The following is a 16,222-nucleotide window of genomic DNA, read 5'->3' as shown; positions in this document are numbered from 1 at the left end:
AATCTACGACAGCATATTTCTTCTGTCAATATTTGAATGTGATACTTTGTATGCCTATTCTTTTTCTAGCTCGCTTAGCAATGTTGACCCTAATAATAGTACCGCTCCTATTATTTGTAGAAGCGTCATTTTTTCTCCAATAATCATCGTTGAAATGACTAATGATGTCAGTGGATCTATATAGCTAAGAATGGCTATACTTTGCCCTTTCAGCTTTGACATGCCCCAAAAGAACAATAAAAATCCAACCCCTGCATGGACAATACCTAATGTCATTAATAATAGGACTGACTTAAAATTGAGTGTCATAACCTGAAACCCTGTTGTTCCAAGTATATAAAAACAAAGGAAAAAAGCTGCTAAAGATAGTTGAATAATTGTATTTTCCGGTTCTTTTAAGCCACATATACATTTATTTGTAAATGTTAGAGCTGTATAAAAGCATGCAGCGATAAGACCGTAGACAATACCAATAAAATGTTTACTGTCTCCAGTGCCTTGACTTTGGACAATCAAAAATAGTCCGATAATAGCCACACAGACATACAGTATTTTTCTGCCAACTAGCTTCTCTTTTAAGATTATTGGAGATAAACAGATAACTAGTATTGGTGCAAAATAATAACTGAGTGCAGCATTAGCAATTGTTGTTTCTTTATAAGCCTGAAATAAGAAAATCCAATTCCCACATAAGGCAACACTAGAAAGAATTAATTTCCACTTATTTTTGAGAATACTTCTTTTCGTTAAACTTTTCTTTTTAAAAATAAAAATCACTATCAAAAAACAAGCACCAATTAAACTCATCCAAAAAGCGATTTCACTTGAAGACAAAGGGATATACTTGGCAAAAACACCAACTGCACCAAAAATAATCATGGATAATACAAACGCTAATTTTCCGCTCATTACAATTCCTACTTTCTACGTATAAGTATTAACCTACACAGTAGAATCTATTGAAAATGAGCAAACTGTTATTGTATGCCTTAACAGTAGATTCTACTGTAAAGACATTGTTGGGGGTGCTATTGAACGAAACATACAAAATCCCTCCTTCATCGATATAATTGTAACATATTTCTGAAAATTACAGAGTACGATTTATAGATAAAGGGAAAAGGAAACGCTAATTACTTCATAGGTAAGGATAAAATTTTCTTTTTAGGAGGAGTTAGAATGAATGCAAGAGAATTAAGAAACGCGATTGCGGAGACTTGTGAAAATTATGATAGTCATTACGCTCAGTTAGTGAAACCGATTAATCAGTTATTAATGAATGTTGATGCTTCCATCAGTGAAGAAACAGCGTATGTCATTATGGAAAATTTGAAATTATTTTATAGTGGAGATAAATACATGGCGGAATGTCATTTCGATGAGAGTGAAAATTTCTTAAAGGATGGCATTGAGCTTTTACAAAAGGGAGATCTTGCGAATGGCGCTTTACAAATATACGGTGCTGGTTTAAATTTTGCCAGCTATGCTTCAAAGGTTCGCGGCCAAAAAAATGTGAACCCGTACATGAACTTTGAAAAAAACTTTAGCCTCGTCATGGACTCACTCCAAAAATAAGCATATGAAAAAAGAAAGAGTATACACTCTTTCTTTTTTCATTATGTCATTATTTAAATTCTAATTCACCATCGTAAGCTAACATGCCGCCTTCAAGGTTTGTCACATCAAATCCTTGTGCCTCTAAATAAAAACAAGCATTAGCTGAACGGCCACCAGCCTTACAAACGATAATATATGGCTTAGTTTCATCTAATTCCTCAAGACGTTCTGGGATTGTCCCAAGAGCAATATGCTGAGCACCAGGAATCATGCCATGTGCAACTTCATCCTCTTCACGTACATCAATAATATATAGGTCTTCATTTGCATCTAATAGTTCTAATAATTGTGTTGTTTCCATTGATTTCATCAAACTCGTCCTCCAAATATCTATTTCCTCTATCATTATAGCCTGTAGCAAAAAAAACAGCCAGTGTGGAGAACACTAACTGTTTAACAATCTTTTTATGCTTCTGTCTCTAAAAATTCTATTTGTTTAGCTGGAACGAATGTAGAAATGGCGTGCTTGTAAATCAGGTGCTGCTTATTTTCAGCATCCAATAATAAAACTGTAAAATTATCATATGATTTCACAGTCCCTTTTAACTGAAATCCGTTTAATAGAAATACAGTTACAAAAACACTGTTTTTACGTAGTTGGTTCAAGAACGTATCTTGCAAGTTGATTGATTTCATCAAATAGCCTCCCTACTAACTTTCTACCTCTTCATTCCTATAGTAGCACGTTCTACCAATTTATCAATTAGTAATTTTTAGAAATTTTTCTTTAATTTTATAATTGCTCATCTGTCATCACAAAATGGACATCCATTTTATTGCGGAAATAAGTAAGTTGCCTTTTTGCATAGCGGCGAGAGTTTTGTTTTAAGCTGTCAAGAGCGCCTTCTAGCGAACATTTACCATCTAAATAATCATATAATTCCTTATAACCAATGGCTTGTATAGACTGCACACCTCGGATATTTTGTTGCCATAGCCCTCTGACCTCTTCTAAAAGACCATTCTCCATCATCAAATCGACACGGCGGTTAATACGGTCATAAAGCACGTCTCGTGACATATTTTGACCTAGCCCTAAGATCAAGTGATTATAGAGAGGCACTTCACCTCGATTTTGAGCTTCAGCTGCCTTCGACACACCGTTTAATTCTAGCATCTCTAATGCGCGAATGACACGACGTGTATTATTTGGATGAATGGCCTCTGCAGTTTGAGGGTCTAGTTGTTTTAATTTATCGTGCATGGCCTCAGGACCAAGCTTCGCTAATTCATCATAATAGGCTTGACGTGCTGCCTCATCCACTTTTTCATCAGTAAATTGAAAATCAAACAGAACAGCTTGTACATATAAGCCCGAGCCACCTACTATAATCGGTAATTTATGACGAGCTTGTATGTCAGCAATTTTCGCTCTTACTAGCTTTTGATAATCGGCCACTGAAAATGATTCTGTCGGCTCCAGAAAACTTAGTAAATGATGAGGGACTCCCTCCATCTCTTCTTCCGTAATTTTCGCCGTACCTATATCTAACCCTTTATAAACTTGCATGGAATCACCGTTAATGATCTCTCCATTATACTTTTTGGCAAGTTCAATACTTAATGCTGTTTTTCCAGAAGCAGTTGGTCCCACTATTGCTACAACCTCTGCCTGCTGTAATTTATTTTCTATCATATTTTTTTAACCACCGTAATAATACTTGAAAGACCGCTTCTTGATTGTCTTCATTTAAAATTTCATGTCTCTTATCTTCAAATAAATAAACAGTGACATCCGCCACACCAGCAGTTGCTAATTGTTCTGCCACTGCGTACACGCCTAGTCCCTGTTCACCGACAGGATCTTGACTGCCACTTATCAAAAGTATTGGAAGATCCTTTCTTACTTTGGCAATCTCTTTTTTGCGATTCAATATTGAAAAGCCTGTAGTCAAATCTACAAAAAATTGATTGGTCGGAATAAAGCCACAATATGGATCATCTATATACTTTTGAACTTCTCCCTGTACGGAGCATAGCCAATCATAGGCAGTCTTCGGATTTGGAAACTGCTTATTAAAACTACCAAAACTTAATTGATTGAGGAGCCTGCTTTCTGTCTCTTTACCAAGACCTTTTGCTAAAGCCCTGGATACAATATTACCAATTGCATGTAAGGCTGTAACATTGCCAGTTCCACAGAGCACAACATTGTCTACCTGTCCCCCATACCGTTGGATATAGCGTCTCGTAATGAATGAGCCCATACTATGACCAAAAATAATGAGCGGTTTGTCGACAACTGGTGCATGTAATTGAGTAATGACTTCATGTGCATCTTCTACAACACGTTCAAAGCCGTTATTTTCAGCGAAAAAGCCTAAAGTTCCATTATAAGCAGCTGTTTCACCATGTCCACGATGATCGTGCATCGTCACTACATAGCCAGCATTTTGAAGAGTGTGAGCAAATTTTAAATAACGACCACTATGCTCTGCCATGCCGTGTAAAATATGGATATGTCCAATACAAGGGCTTTTAGATTCTAGTGTTCGTGTGAATACAAAATGTCCATCCGACATTTGAATATAACGCTCCATCGCTTATTCCCCTTCTTTCACGAAAATAGTGGCATCCATGATGGCTTGATCTAATTCAGCCATATAAGCATTTCGTTGTTCCTCCGTATAATTCAAGTGTTGTTGCATCACTTGAAGCACTTGTTGCTTATAGAGCTTGACTGCTTCAATGTCAAAATATAGCATGCCAGTACGACGAATAAAGAAGTCACTTGGAGTATAGACCATTTCAGCTTCTAAGCCATATAATAGCATCGCATGTAAAGTAAGTGGCATTGTACTACCATGCTCATGTAAGTATTTTACACGATCGAATAAAGCATCCACATTCGTGCCATATTTTTGGACAAGTTGCTTGGCTTCATCATAATTTAAACCGTACTGAACACCCTCTCGAGCTTTATAGGCAATATAATCAGGAAAATTGATGGCGTTAATACCCTTTGCTCCTGACAGTGATAATTCTCGAGTGATGGATGCACTCGCATGCTTATAACGACGGGTTTTTACGATTTTATCTACAATCGTTTCTGCCATTTGGCGGTAGCCTGTTAGCTTGCCACCTGCTATCGTCATTAAACCACTTGGAGCCGTCCAAATTTCATCTTTCCTTGAAATTTCTGAAGGATTCTTTCCTTTTTCATAAATTAATGGACGAACGCCTGCCCACGATGATTCAATTGTAGCTCTTGTAATATTGGCGGTAGGAAAAACTTTCTTTGCCGCCTCAACTAAATAGTCCACATCTTGCTGTGTTGCAACAGGATGTACTGGATTGCCCTCAAAAACAGTATCCGTTGTACCTACATAGGTTTTACCATCACGCGGGATTGCAAATGCCATACGTCCATCAGCAATATCGAAATAAACTGCTTGCTTTAATGGAAAATCTTTTTGATTCAGGACAATATGAACACCCTTCGTCAATCTTAATTGCTTATTATCAGCTACTTTATCCCTTTGTCTTACATCATCCACCCAAGGACCTGTAGCATTGACAATTTGTGCAGCATGTACATTCAACATGCGTCCTGTTACATGATCTTCTACTTTAATGCCAACAAGCTTTTTCTTATCGTAGATAAACTCCTTCATCTCCGCATAATTAAGACAAAGTGCCCCATATTCAACAGCTTTTTTTAATACTTCAATTGTAAGACGTGCATCATCTGTACGATATTCAACATAATAGCCTCCACCCACAAGTCCTTCTTGATTGAGTAAAGGTTCTAATGCTAAGGTTTCTTGCACATTTAGCATCGTTCTACGTTCCTGTTTTTTGACACCTGCTAAACGGTCATAAACTTTTAAGGCTAGAGATGTTGTCATTGGGCTAAGGGAACCCTTTTTATATAAAGGCAAAAGCATTTTTTCTGGTGTTGTCACATGCACAGCATTGTCATAGACGATTTCACGTTCACGTCCCACCTCTGCTACAACTCCTACATCAAATTGCTTTAAATATCGTAGTCCACCATGGATAAGTTTAGTCGATCGACTCGATGTTCCAGCAGAGAAATCCTGCATGTCGATACATGCGACGGACAATCCCCTTGAGGCAGCATCCAGGGCAATACCTGCTCCCGTAATGCCTCCACCGATGACTAAAACATCAAAACTATAGTGCTCTAAATAATATAAAATTTTTGGACGATGCTCATATGAAAACATACCTTTTTCCCCCAATAGCTAAGATTTAAAAATTCGTGTTGCCTCTACAGCTCTTTGCCAGCCGGCATAAAGAGCTGTCGCTTGGTCTTTTTCCATTTTCGGCTGGTAGGTTTGACCATTTACCCACAGTGCTGATAAAACCTCTTGATTTGGCCAAAAATTTGTAGCAAGTCCTGCTAAATAAGCCGCACCTAGTGCTGTTGATTCATTGAGCTTTGCCAGTTCTACATGCAACTGTAAAACATCACTTTGGAATTGCATTAATAACTCATTTTTTACAGCACCACCATCTACACGGAGTACTTCAATAGGTGCACCGGCTGCTTCCTCCATCGCATCGAGTACATCCTTCGTTTGATAGGCTAATGATTCAAGTGTCGCACGGATGAAATGTTCTTTAGACGTGCCACGCGTTAAACCAAAAATGGCACCACGAGCATCTGTATCCCAATAAGGTGTACCTAGTCCAACGAAGGCAGGTACAACATAGACACCATCCGTATTGGCTACTTTTTTAGCATAGTTTTCTGAATCCTCAGCAGTCCGAATCATACGTAGTCCGTCTCGAAGCCATTGGATCGCTGAGCCTGCTACGAAAACACTTCCCTCTAATGCATAGGTCACCTTACCATCTATTCCCCAAGCAATTGTCGTTAATAACCCATTTTCTGACTTTACTGCCTCTTGCCCTGTATTCAATAACATAAAGCAGCCAGTACCAAAAGTGTTTTTAGCCATTCCTTTTGTAAAACAAGTTTGGCCAAAAAGTGCCGCCTGCTGATCACCGGCAATACCTGCAATCGGAATTTTTTCGCCAAAGAAAATACTTGCCGCCGTTTCAGTGTAAATTTCTGATGAATTTTTCACTTCAGGAAGCATCGACATCGGAATATCTAATAGCTGACAAAGTTCCGCATCCCATCGTAATTCATGAATATTGTATAGTAACGTTCGAGCCGCATTTGAATAATCGGTAACATGGGCCTTTCCCTTTGATAATCGCCAAACAATCCAAGAATCAATCGTGCCAAATAATAAATCTCCATTGTCAGCCATTTCACGGGCGCCCTCTACATGATCTAACATCCATTTAATTTTTGTGGCTGAAAAATAAGCATCTAGTCGTAATCCCGTTTTTTCCTGAAAAAGCTCCTCATGCCCTTGTTCTTTCAGGTCATTCACAATTTCCTGCGTTTGACGCGACTGCCAGACAATGGCGTTGTAAATAGGATTTCCGGTATGTTTATCCCACACTACGGTTGTTTCTCGCTGATTCGTTATTCCAATAGCATGGACATCACTAGCATCATGCCCGCTTTCTGTTAAGACGGTTGCAATTACTGAAAGGACCGAACCCCAAATTTCATTGGCATTATGTTCTACCCAGCCAGCCTTCGGAAAAATTTGCTGAAACTCTTTTTGTGCTACATGAACAATTTCACCTTTTTTATTGAATAGGATAGCTCTTGAGCTTGTTGTGCCTTGATCAATTGCTAAAATAAATTCGCCCATTATTTTCCCCCTTTTCACTACATGACCCGTTTGAACATTTTTTCTACTTCATACGATGTAAAATGAATGAGCACTGGACGTCCATGTGGACATGTAAATGGATTATCAGCTTTGCGTAAATCTCTCAGCAATATTTCCATTTGTTCTTTCGTTAAATAATAGTTGGCCTTAATAGATTTTTTACAGCTCATCATAATCGCAGCGGCTTCACGTAATTTTTTTACATCTGCCTTTTTAGTCGTCAGCACCTGTTCAATTAAATCTTCAATGATTTCCTGTTCCTCACCTTTAGGGAACCAGCTAGGGTGCTCGCGTACAACAAAAGAAGATTGTCCAAATTCTTCTAAAAATACGCCTACTGCTTCTAATTCATGTTTGTGTTCTCGTAATAAAAGTGCCTCATCGGCCGCATAGTGGAATGTTAGTGGAAGCAGTAATGCCTGACGCTCATGTGGATTAACTTGACCGACCTTTTCCCGGAAAAATTCATATTTAATGCGCTCTTGTGCAGCATGTTGATCAATTAAATAAAAACCATCTTCCATTTGGGCGACAATGTATGTGCCATGGATTTGCCCGACTACTTCTAGCTCAGGGAACGGTTCCTTAACCGTCTCATCTACTAATTCCGCATGTTGCTCCACAACAGTTACTTCTTCTATTTCTTCAGCCTGTAATGGTGGAGTAGGATGCGCGTAATCCTCCATAATAGTAGAAACAGGCTCTGGCTCTACTGTAGTTTCTCGATTGTTTTCTTGAACAGTTTGCACATCATATAACTTCTCTACAATTGCGTTCATTTTCTCCACATCTATCTTAGGTGCAGGCTTCCAAATATTTAATTGCTCTGTAGCTGGTTTTACAATTTTTTCTTTTTTCTCCATTTGTGGTACGCGAATAACGCTACGTATTCTTTCACGGATAGTTTCTTCGATTAATTTTAAAAGCTCTGGCTCCTTACTTAAACGAATTTGATGTTTCGCAGGATGCACATTAACATCTGTCAAAAATGGATCTCCCTCTATATAAAGAACCACAATAGGAAAACGTTCAATCGGTAAATACGTATGGTAGGCATCAACAATAGCTTTCTGTACTAAATAATGCTTAACCCAGCGACCATTGACGAATAGAGACATATAATTTTTTGAAGCACGCGTCACCTCTGGTAGGGTCACATAGCCAGAAATGCGATAATCGTGTGACTCCCCTTGGAATGACACCATTTTCTTAGCATTATGTACTCCATAAATGGCAGCAAGCACTTGTTGCACATCTCCTCGTCCATTTGTTTGGAGTAATAGTTGACCATTATGCAATAATCGAAAAGCAATTTGAGGGTTACTAAGCGCAAGACGATTCATTAAGTCTATAGTGTGCCCAAGTTCAGTTTGAATAGTTTTCATATATTTTAAGCGAGCAGGAGTGTTAAAGAATAATTGTGATACCGTCAGATCTGTCCCTTTACGTAAAGGGCCGGGCTTATGCGTCAACATATGACCACCCTCAAGCTCTAAATGTGTACCGGATTCACCGTTCGATGTAATTAAAGTCATTTTTGAAACAGAAGCTATAGATGCTAATGCCTCACCACGGAAGCCCAATGTCCGAATACGAAATAAATCATGCTCCTGATGGATTTTACTTGTTGCATGGCGAGAGAATGACATGATGGCATCCTCTTCATCCATACCGCTACCATTATCAATTACTTGAATGGAAGTGAGACCCGCTTCTAGTAAAAAAACATCAATGGACGTACTTCCCGCATCAATTGCATTTTCTACTAGCTCTTTGACAACTGAAGCTGGTCTTTCAACTACTTCTCCTGCTGCAATTTTATTGGAGAGCCATTCGTCCATAATTTGTATGTTTCCCACTAACGAATCACTCCTTTATTTTTTCATGTTTAATAACTCTTGCTGCAACTCATATAAAATATTCATTGCCTGCATCGGTGAAGTTCCTAAAATATTAACTTTCTCTAATTTTTTTAACACCTCTGCCCCAGCTGGTGCAATTGGCTCTTCTTCAGTAAATAAGGACATTTGCAGTGGCGGTTCTGCTATTTTCTGTGTTTCAGCCACTACTTCGTTCCCAGCCTCAAAGTTTTCCAATAGCACACGTGCTCTTGCCAAAATTTCTTCTGGTAATTGCGCTAATTGTGCCACATGAATACCATATGATTTATCAGCAGCACCTTTTTTCACCTTATGCAGGAACACAACCATGCCATTTTTTTCGGTCGCTGCAACATGTACATTTTGTAAGCGTGGTAAATCCTTTTCAAGAGCTGTTAATTCATGATAATGCGTAGAAAACAACGTATTGGCACCAATTTTATCATGAATATATTCCATCATGGATTGAGCTAAACTCATCCCATCATAAGTAGAGGTACCACGACCTATTTCATCAAATAACATTAAACTGTTTTTTGTAGCATGCATAATGGCGTGTTGAGATTCAAGCATTTCTACCATAAATGTAGATTGCCCTGCTGCTAAATCATCAGCTGCTCCGATGCGCGTGAAAATTTGGTCAGTAATAGGTAGCTTCGCCTTTTCAGCAGGTACATAGCAGCCCATTTGTGCCATGACAACAATTAATGCTACCTGACGCATATAGGTACTTTTACCAGACATATTCGGCCCAGTAATAAGCATCATATTATTCTGTTCTTCTAGCACACAATCGTTTGGTACATACATTTGCTTATTCAACATTTTTTCTACAACAGGATGGCGACCTTCAATGATTTCAAGCGCTCGTCCATTATGGAATTGAGGTTTTGTAAAACGATATTTTTCTGAGATACTCGCAAAGCTTAGCAAAACATCTAACTCACTTATGCTCGCTGCCAGTGCTTGTACACGTGGAATAAATTCCTTTAATGCATCCCGAATTTCTACAAATAGGTTGTACTCTAGTGTTAGGCTTTCTTCTTCAGCATTTAAAATCAATGCTTCTTTTTCTTTTAATTCCTGTGTAATATAGCGCTCTGCATTAGCTAGCGTCTGTTTGCGCTCATAACGAGTTAAATCCGCTAAATGGATATTAGATTTTGTAATTTCAATATAATAACCAAAGATGCGATTATAGCCAATTTTTAAGTTTTTAATGCCTGTTTTCAAACGCTCTTCTTGCTCGAGCTGAGCAATCCAATCCTTACCATTGCGAGCGGCATATCGAAGCTCGTCTAATCGTTCATGATAGCCGTCTCGAATCACATCCCCTTCTTTAATGGTAATTGGTGGATTATCCGTTATGGCATTTGCTAAAAGCTCCTCAACAGCTGTACATGTATCGAGAGCTACCCCTAATTGTTGGAGTGTCTCCTTACCCGCACCTATTAACTGCTGCTGAATAGCTGGCACTTGGCGCAACGAATCACGTAATTGCGCTAAATCACGGCCACCTACATTGCCGAAAGCAACGCGACCAGCTAGCCGCTCTAAATCATATACCTGTTTTAAAGCAGTTTGTAACTCTGTTCGAACAAAATATTCTTCTAATAAATCAGTCACAATCGCTAGTCTAGACTCAATAGCCGAGCGTGTGGCAAGCGGCTGATGTAGCCATTGTTTTAATTTACGGCCACCCATTGCTGTGACAGTATCATCGAGCAACCATAACAGTGTCCCTTTTTGATCTCCACCGCGAATGGATTGAATGAGCTCTAAATTTCGCTTTGAGCTAGAATCAATGCGTAAATAATGTTTCATTTCATTAAACGTAAATGCTTGAATATGTGATAACGAACGCATTTGTGTTTTATCTATATAGGCCAATAATCGAAGGCATGAAATTTGTAGGGCTGGTGGAACAGCTTCTACATAGCTAGCTGCTTTATCCACCGTCATTTCATCGGCTTCCACTGATAGTACAATGGCGGCATTTGCAGCATGTTCTGCTAACAATAACTGTAAACCATCCGTTACAATAAGTTCCCGAATACCATAAGCCTGCATTTGCATTAATAATGCTTTGCCATCACCTTCAATGGACGAAGCCACGGCTTCACCTGTTGATAAATCTAGATATGCATAGCCGAATGTTGTGTCATTCAGTTGTTCGGCTGCTCCAATAAAATGATTGGATTTCCCTTCAAGTGTCTTACCTTCCATAATTGTACCGGGTGTGATGAGTTGAACCACTTCACGTTTGACCACGCCTTTTGCTTGCTTTGGATCTTCTGTTTGTTCACAAATAGCCACTTTATAGCCTTTTTGCACAAGTGTTTCAATATAATTTTTAGCCGAATGATGCGGCACACCACACATTGGAATTCGTTCTTTTGCGCCAGCATCCCGGCTCGTTAACGTAATTTCTAGAATTTGTGAGGCATTAATGGCATCCTCAAAAAACATTTCATAAAAGTCACCTAATCTAAAAAATAAAAAGGCATCCTTGTAATCTTCTTTAACCTGTAGATACTGTTGCATCATTGGTGTATATGTTGTCATATAAATATTTACCTCGCTCTTACCTATAGATAGTTTTATTATAACAAAAGATACATGCGAAACGCTTCATTCACCTTTTTTAAGATGCTAGCGTTTCGCATGTATCGAAAAATGATGGTTTCTAAAATTATCTTGGTCGTTCATCAGGAAACGATGACGACTCTAATACATACCTACCTTCTCCATCAGAGCTTGACGATGAGCTTGAGCTTGAGCTAGATGAGGACGATGATGATGAACTCTCATCATTAAGGCTCCAGTCTTCTTCATAATCTAGCGGATGTACACTAATACAAATTGTTGTTTCACCCATTACTTCCACAACCACTTCACGTTCTACTACAATTTCAAATTTCGTCCCACATGAAGAAATTACTGCTTCAATACAATTCGGTTCTTGTATTACCCGTACACGAACATCATCACCAACGCTAATTTCCCCTTCTCGATAGTGAAGCTTCACTTTGTCTTTATAGTGAATTGTTTCCGAAAACACAGCTGTCTTTGAATGATTACTATAGGCATACCATACATTGACATCAAATTTCCCTGTTACTTCTACAAATTTCCCGACTCTTTTAGCAGAGCAAGTATGGTTAATTACCCAGCACCCTAAAATACTTGTCGGTTTATTTGTTGGTGATAATGTTACACGCTCTTCCGTTCTCTTCTTCCCTTTGGCAACTACTGCTTTCGTCACGATTTGTCGTAAACGTTTCAGCGCAATTCCTCCTTCGACTCTTTTCACTCCATCATATGCAGGTAGCGCCCATTGGGTGAACATATATTTTAGAGAATTAAATGATTCCTCCACAACTCTTTTCGAAAGATGACTGCTATAGCGTGAGCATTCCTCCATAGAAATAAACATAAAAAAAGCTCGAATGCTGTCATTCGAGCTTTACTTCTATCATCTGTTAAGAACAGCTACCTGGTTGAGAATTGTCTACATATGAACCCGTTTCACCACGTAGCACATCGCCACCTGTTGAGCGGATAATTTCATTCGTTACATTATTAGCGATCGTATTTGATACTAATTGCAATAAATCATTTACATCACCTTGTGATTCTTTAAATTGTTGCACAACTGGGATGTCATTAATTTCTTCTTCGATTTTAGCAATTTTATCTTCAATCATTTTTAGCGCTTTTTCTTTTCCCAAGTGTTGGAAATTAACCGCTTGTTTTTGTAAACTTTTTAGACTAGCGATTCGTTCACGCACTTGTTGATTTTCATTGATTTGAGCTTCTGCCTTTTTGAAAAATTCAACCTCTGGTGTATTTGCAATCATATGTGCAATTTCATGTGATTTTTTAATTAAATCTTCTTTTGTGAATAAGATTTGTGTCATTTACGCTTCCACCTTTTCATTTTTTACGACTTCCAAAAACTCACCAGTAAGTGAATAAGATGTAGTCTCTATAATTTTAACTTTTACTAATTGACCAATTACTTCTGTTGGTGCTTTAAAGTTAACCAGACGATTTTTTCGCGTATAGCCTGCTAGCACATCATCTCGTCGTTTACTTGTTCCTTCAACTAATACTTCGACAATCTCACCATTTAAACGCTCTAAGGCTTTGCGAGAATACTCACCTACTACTTCATTTAACCGTTGAAGTCGTTCCTTTTTCACTTCTTCAGGTACATTATCGACCATTTTTGCAGCCGGTGTCCCTTCACGAGGAGAATAGATATACGTAAATGCTGCCTCAAAGCCAACTTCACGGTATAAGGAAAGCGTTTCCTCAAATTGTTCCTCCGTTTCGTTTGGGTAGCCAACGATAATATCTGTCGTTAATGTTACTTCAGGAATTGCAGCTTTAATTTTTTCTACTAATGTCAGGAAATGCTCACGTGTATATTTACGAGCCATAATTTTCAAAATGTCATTAGAGCCAGATTGTACTGGCAAATGAATATGTTCTACTAAATTACCACGTTTTGCAAGTACTTCGATTAGTTGATCATCGAAATCTCGAGGGTGACTCGTTGTAAAACGAATACGTGGAATATCAATTTTTCTTAAAGCATCCATTAAATCCCCAAGACGATATTCGATATCCTCAAAGTCTTTCCCGTAAGCGTTGACATTTTGACCAAGCAACATAATCTCCTGATAGCCTGCAGCCGCTAGCTCTCGGACCTCAGAAATGATCTCCTCTGGACGACGACTCCGCTCTTTTCCACGTGTATAGGGTACGATACAATACGTACAGAATTTATCGCAACCATACATAATATTAACCCATGCTTTAATGGAACCAAGACGTTTCTTCGGCAGATTTTCAATCACATCGCCTTCTTTAGACCAAACCTCTACGACCATTTCTTTCGACATATAAGCTTCTTTAAGAATGTTTGGAAGGCGGTGAATATTATGCGTTCCAAAAACCATATCGACATGTGGATAGCTTCTTAAAATTTTATTTACAACCGACTCCTCTTGCGACATACAGCCACAAACCCCGATTAGCATCTCTGGGTTTTTTCGTTTATATTTCAACAGGAAACCAAGTTCTCCAAATACTTTGTTTTCTGCATTTTCTCGAATGGCACATGTATTCAGCAAGACGACGTCAGCTTCTTCAATTATTTCAGTTGGTGTGTAACCCAACTGCATAAAAATACCAGCCATTACTTCTGTGTCATGCTCATTCATTTGGCAGCCATAAGTACGAATGTAGAAAGTACGATCTTTACCCATTCCTGCAAATTGTTCGTCAATGGTAAAATCCTTATGGTATTTTACATCTTCTTTACCACGTTTTTTAGCATCTTTTAAGGAAGGTGCCGTAAAGACCTTCTCAAAATATTTACTGTAATCCTTTTCAGGCTTGTCTTCTTTTTTTGGTTGATTGACCTGTTGATTAGCTAAGCGTTGTTCCTCATTCATCGCAATCGGGTAACTCCTTTCAAACGAAATCCATGCACTTGAATTTCCATCTTACTATTATACTGAATAGTTGATACTTCCTACAAGGCTTGCGCTTCAAATGTCGTGGTTTCGACTTAATTACAAGTAGCTGAAAGGATACATCCGTCCAATTTCAAGTTTTATCTTATCTAATAAGAGAGCTAAACGTTACGATCAATAAAATACTTCCTATGCTTTATATATAAGTATCCATTGTATAATTTCAGCTTGACCCAACGCTTCATACTCATATCCTCTTTATAAAATAAAGCATTTGTATATTGGCCTTGTTTCACTAATCGTTTTGCTTCAATTTTTAATTTTTCATTCCCCATACATTTATATAAAGTTTTTGGAGGCAGTAGTGACCACAAATGCTTAGTTTGGACATATGTTCGTTCAAGCGGGATGTGGAATAGATGATCATTCACTACATATTGCATGAAGTTATGGCCGCTCGCTGTTACATAATAGCTGGAAGAACCGGCTCGTAAATTGAGCTCAAATAACTTATACTCCCCATCACGCGGATCATATTTCATATCAAAATTGGCAAAGCCCGTATAACCGATGTCCTCTAACAGATGCCGGATTGTATCCATCAATTGCTCATCATAATCGATCATGACAGCTAAAGAGATACCTTTGTTTAGCGGGGAGGGGTCCTCAAAAAGCTTATTGCTTAAACACATCAATTTCACTTTTTTATCTCTCCCTACATACACGTCTAATACGCGAATGAACGAATCATCACCGGGGATAAACTCTTGTAAAATTAAAGTATCTTGATAGCTTGAGCGATAAATACTGCGAACAATTTGTTGCATCTCGCTGTCATTATGGACTAGATAAATTTTTTTCTTCTCAGGAAAGAAGCAGCTAGAGTACGCCACAGAATTGGAAGGTTTAATAATGATTGGGTATTGGAATGGTATGAAGCAGTTTGTCTGTTGTTCCTTTGTTACAGTCACTGTTTGAGGGTATTTTAACTTATACAAGTCACAAAGTTGATAAAATTTTTCCTTCGTTTGAACCTTCTTGAGCAAAGCTTGATCGATATAGGGTAAAATAAAATATTTTTCTAGCTGCTCTTTATTTTGAATGATCAGCTCTGCGTAGAAGCAGTCGCAAACTAATAAAATTAATCGTTGATGCTGAAACTGCTTTGCCAGCGTCAACAGCGCTTGAACAAAATGATTAGGGTCATCTAAATTCTCTACATATTGAAAGTCAAGGATACCACTATTTTGCGTGGCGATTCCCCGCGTACCACTGGAGAAAAATGATGGGAAATTCCCCCGCTTTCTAGCTGGCTCGATGACAAGGCTCTTAATAGTATAGGCCTCATAAAATGAACGTGCTACCCCGTAGGCATGCTGTCCTGATTGTATAACAATAGGCAAAAATGGTTGTACATGTAGGTATGACAATTCGATCGCCTCTCTAGTAAAAATGAATTTATTCATTTGTATGCGAACTAGATTGGACATATGTAGCACAAATAAAAGACACTAAT

General features: G+C 38.4%; 14 protein-coding genes. 1 reads left to right on the top strand and 13 read right to left on the bottom strand.

Annotation, left to right across the window (positions count from 1 at the left end):
* Window positions 1–54 precede the first annotated feature (54 nt).
* Window positions 55–909 (bottom strand): DMT family transporter, encoded by an 855-nt coding sequence (locus PI85_RS12230; RefSeq protein ID WP_036124189.1) that lies wholly within the window; start codon window positions 907–909, stop codon window positions 55–57.
* Window positions 910–1,179: 270 nt separating this feature from the next.
* On the opposite strand from PI85_RS12230, the gene PI85_RS12225 reads away from it, so the two are divergent.
* Window positions 1,180–1,575 carry a hypothetical protein gene (locus PI85_RS12225; protein WP_036124186.1) on the top strand — a complete coding sequence of 132 codons (396 nt, stop codon included), beginning with the start codon at window positions 1,180–1,182 and terminating at the stop codon, window positions 1,573–1,575.
* 49 nt (window positions 1,576–1,624) lie between these two features.
* Here the strand turns inward: PI85_RS12225 and PI85_RS12220 are convergent, their stop codons facing one another.
* The 12 genes from PI85_RS12220 to PI85_RS12165 all read right to left on the bottom strand — a co-directional run bounded on the left by PI85_RS12220 (window position 1,625) and on the right by PI85_RS12165 (window position 16,172).
* Window positions 1,625–1,927, bottom strand: a complete 303-nt coding sequence (locus PI85_RS12220; RefSeq protein WP_036124183.1) for a rhodanese-like domain-containing protein — start codon at window positions 1,925–1,927, stop codon at window positions 1,625–1,627.
* Between the two features lie 95 nt (window positions 1,928–2,022).
* Complete coding sequence (gene hfq / locus PI85_RS12215; protein ID WP_025114023.1) at window positions 2,023–2,253, bottom strand: RNA chaperone Hfq; 231 nt, start codon at window positions 2,251–2,253, stop codon at window positions 2,023–2,025.
* Between the two features lie 97 nt (window positions 2,254–2,350).
* Window positions 2,351–3,253 (bottom strand): tRNA (adenosine(37)-N6)-dimethylallyltransferase MiaA, encoded by a 903-nt coding sequence (gene miaA, locus PI85_RS12210; protein WP_036124179.1) that lies wholly within the window; start codon window positions 3,251–3,253, stop codon window positions 2,351–2,353.
* Window positions 3,240–4,157 carry an alpha/beta fold hydrolase gene (locus tag PI85_RS12205; protein WP_036124176.1) on the bottom strand — a complete coding sequence of 306 codons (918 nt, stop codon included), beginning with the start codon at window positions 4,155–4,157 and terminating at the stop codon, window positions 3,240–3,242. Before PI85_RS12205 ends, miaA begins: the two co-directional genes overlap by 14 nt.
* A gap of 3 nt (window positions 4,158–4,160) precedes the next feature.
* Window positions 4,161–5,807 carry a glycerol-3-phosphate dehydrogenase/oxidase gene (locus PI85_RS12200; RefSeq protein WP_036124173.1) on the bottom strand — a complete coding sequence of 549 codons (1,647 nt, stop codon included), beginning with the start codon at window positions 5,805–5,807 and terminating at the stop codon, window positions 4,161–4,163.
* A gap of 18 nt (window positions 5,808–5,825) precedes the next feature.
* Window positions 5,826–7,319, bottom strand: coding sequence for a glycerol kinase GlpK (glpK, locus tag PI85_RS12195; protein ID WP_036124170.1), 1,494 nt, complete (start codon window positions 7,317–7,319; stop codon window positions 5,826–5,828).
* Window positions 7,320–7,336: 17 nt separating this feature from the next.
* The gene (gene mutL / locus PI85_RS12190) at window positions 7,337–9,199 is read right to left on the bottom strand and encodes a DNA mismatch repair endonuclease MutL (RefSeq protein WP_036124168.1); all 1,863 of its coding nucleotides are present in this window, start codon (window positions 9,197–9,199) and stop codon (window positions 7,337–7,339) included.
* Between the two features lie 15 nt (window positions 9,200–9,214).
* Window positions 9,215–11,785 carry a DNA mismatch repair protein MutS gene (gene mutS, locus PI85_RS12185; RefSeq protein WP_036124166.1) on the bottom strand — a complete coding sequence of 857 codons (2,571 nt, stop codon included), beginning with the start codon at window positions 11,783–11,785 and terminating at the stop codon, window positions 9,215–9,217.
* Window positions 11,786–11,912: 127 nt separating this feature from the next.
* The gene (cotE, locus tag PI85_RS12180) at window positions 11,913–12,569 is read right to left on the bottom strand and encodes an outer spore coat protein CotE (RefSeq protein WP_225316246.1); all 657 of its coding nucleotides are present in this window, start codon (window positions 12,567–12,569) and stop codon (window positions 11,913–11,915) included.
* Window positions 12,570–12,702: 133 nt separating this feature from the next.
* A complete protein-coding gene (locus PI85_RS12175; protein WP_008178888.1) occupies window positions 12,703–13,140 on the bottom strand; it encodes a RicAFT regulatory complex protein RicA family protein in 438 nt (145 codons plus the stop codon).
* Window positions 13,141–14,685, bottom strand: a complete 1,545-nt coding sequence (gene miaB / locus PI85_RS12170) for a tRNA (N6-isopentenyl adenosine(37)-C2)-methylthiotransferase MiaB (RefSeq protein WP_036124164.1) — start codon at window positions 14,683–14,685, stop codon at window positions 13,141–13,143. It abuts the gene before it with no gap.
* A gap of 182 nt (window positions 14,686–14,867) precedes the next feature.
* Window positions 14,868–16,172, bottom strand: a complete 1,305-nt coding sequence (locus tag PI85_RS12165; RefSeq protein ID WP_042737542.1) for a hypothetical protein — start codon at window positions 16,170–16,172, stop codon at window positions 14,868–14,870.
* Window positions 16,173–16,222: the final 50 nt, after the last annotated feature.

This window comes from Lysinibacillus sp. A1 (genome assembly GCF_000801965.1).
Lineage (GTDB): Bacteria > Bacillota > Bacilli > Bacillales_A > Planococcaceae > Lysinibacillus > Lysinibacillus fusiformis.
Note: the sequence above shows the minus strand (reverse complement) of the source record. Positions and strands in the feature narration are given on the sequence as shown.

Coding starts and splice junctions, on each gene's coding strand:
- PI85_RS12230 (WP_036124189.1), bottom strand. CDS start 909: ATGAGCGGAAAATTAGCGTTTGTATTATCCATGATTATTTTTGGTGCA.
- hfq (WP_025114023.1), bottom strand. CDS start 2,253: ATGAAATCAATCAACTTGCAAGATACGTTCTTGAACCAACTACGTAAA.
- PI85_RS12220 (WP_036124183.1), bottom strand. CDS start 1,927: ATGAAATCAATGGAAACAACACAATTATTAGAACTATTAGATGCAAAT.
- mutS (WP_036124166.1), bottom strand. CDS start 11,785: ATGACAACATATACACCAATGATGCAACAGTATCTACAGGTTAAAGAA.
- PI85_RS12165 (WP_042737542.1), bottom strand. CDS start 16,172: ATGAATAAATTCATTTTTACTAGAGAGGCGATCGAATTGTCATACCTA.
- PI85_RS12175 (WP_008178888.1), bottom strand. CDS start 13,140: ATGACACAAATCTTATTCACAAAAGAAGATTTAATTAAAAAATCACAT.
- miaB (WP_036124164.1), bottom strand. CDS start 14,685: ATGAATGAGGAACAACGCTTAGCTAATCAACAGGTCAATCAACCAAAA.
- cotE (WP_225316246.1), bottom strand. CDS start 12,569: ATGTTCACCCAATGGGCGCTACCTGCATATGATGGAGTGAAAAGAGTC.
- glpK (WP_036124170.1), bottom strand. CDS start 7,319: ATGGGCGAATTTATTTTAGCAATTGATCAAGGCACAACAAGCTCAAGA.
- PI85_RS12225 (WP_036124186.1), top strand. CDS start 1,180: ATGAATGCAAGAGAATTAAGAAACGCGATTGCGGAGACTTGTGAAAAT.
- PI85_RS12205 (WP_036124176.1), bottom strand. CDS start 4,157: ATGGAGCGTTATATTCAAATGTCGGATGGACATTTTGTATTCACACGA.
- PI85_RS12200 (WP_036124173.1), bottom strand. CDS start 5,807: ATGTTTTCATATGAGCATCGTCCAAAAATTTTATATTATTTAGAGCAC.
- miaA (WP_036124179.1), bottom strand. CDS start 3,253: ATGATAGAAAATAAATTACAGCAGGCAGAGGTTGTAGCAATAGTGGGA.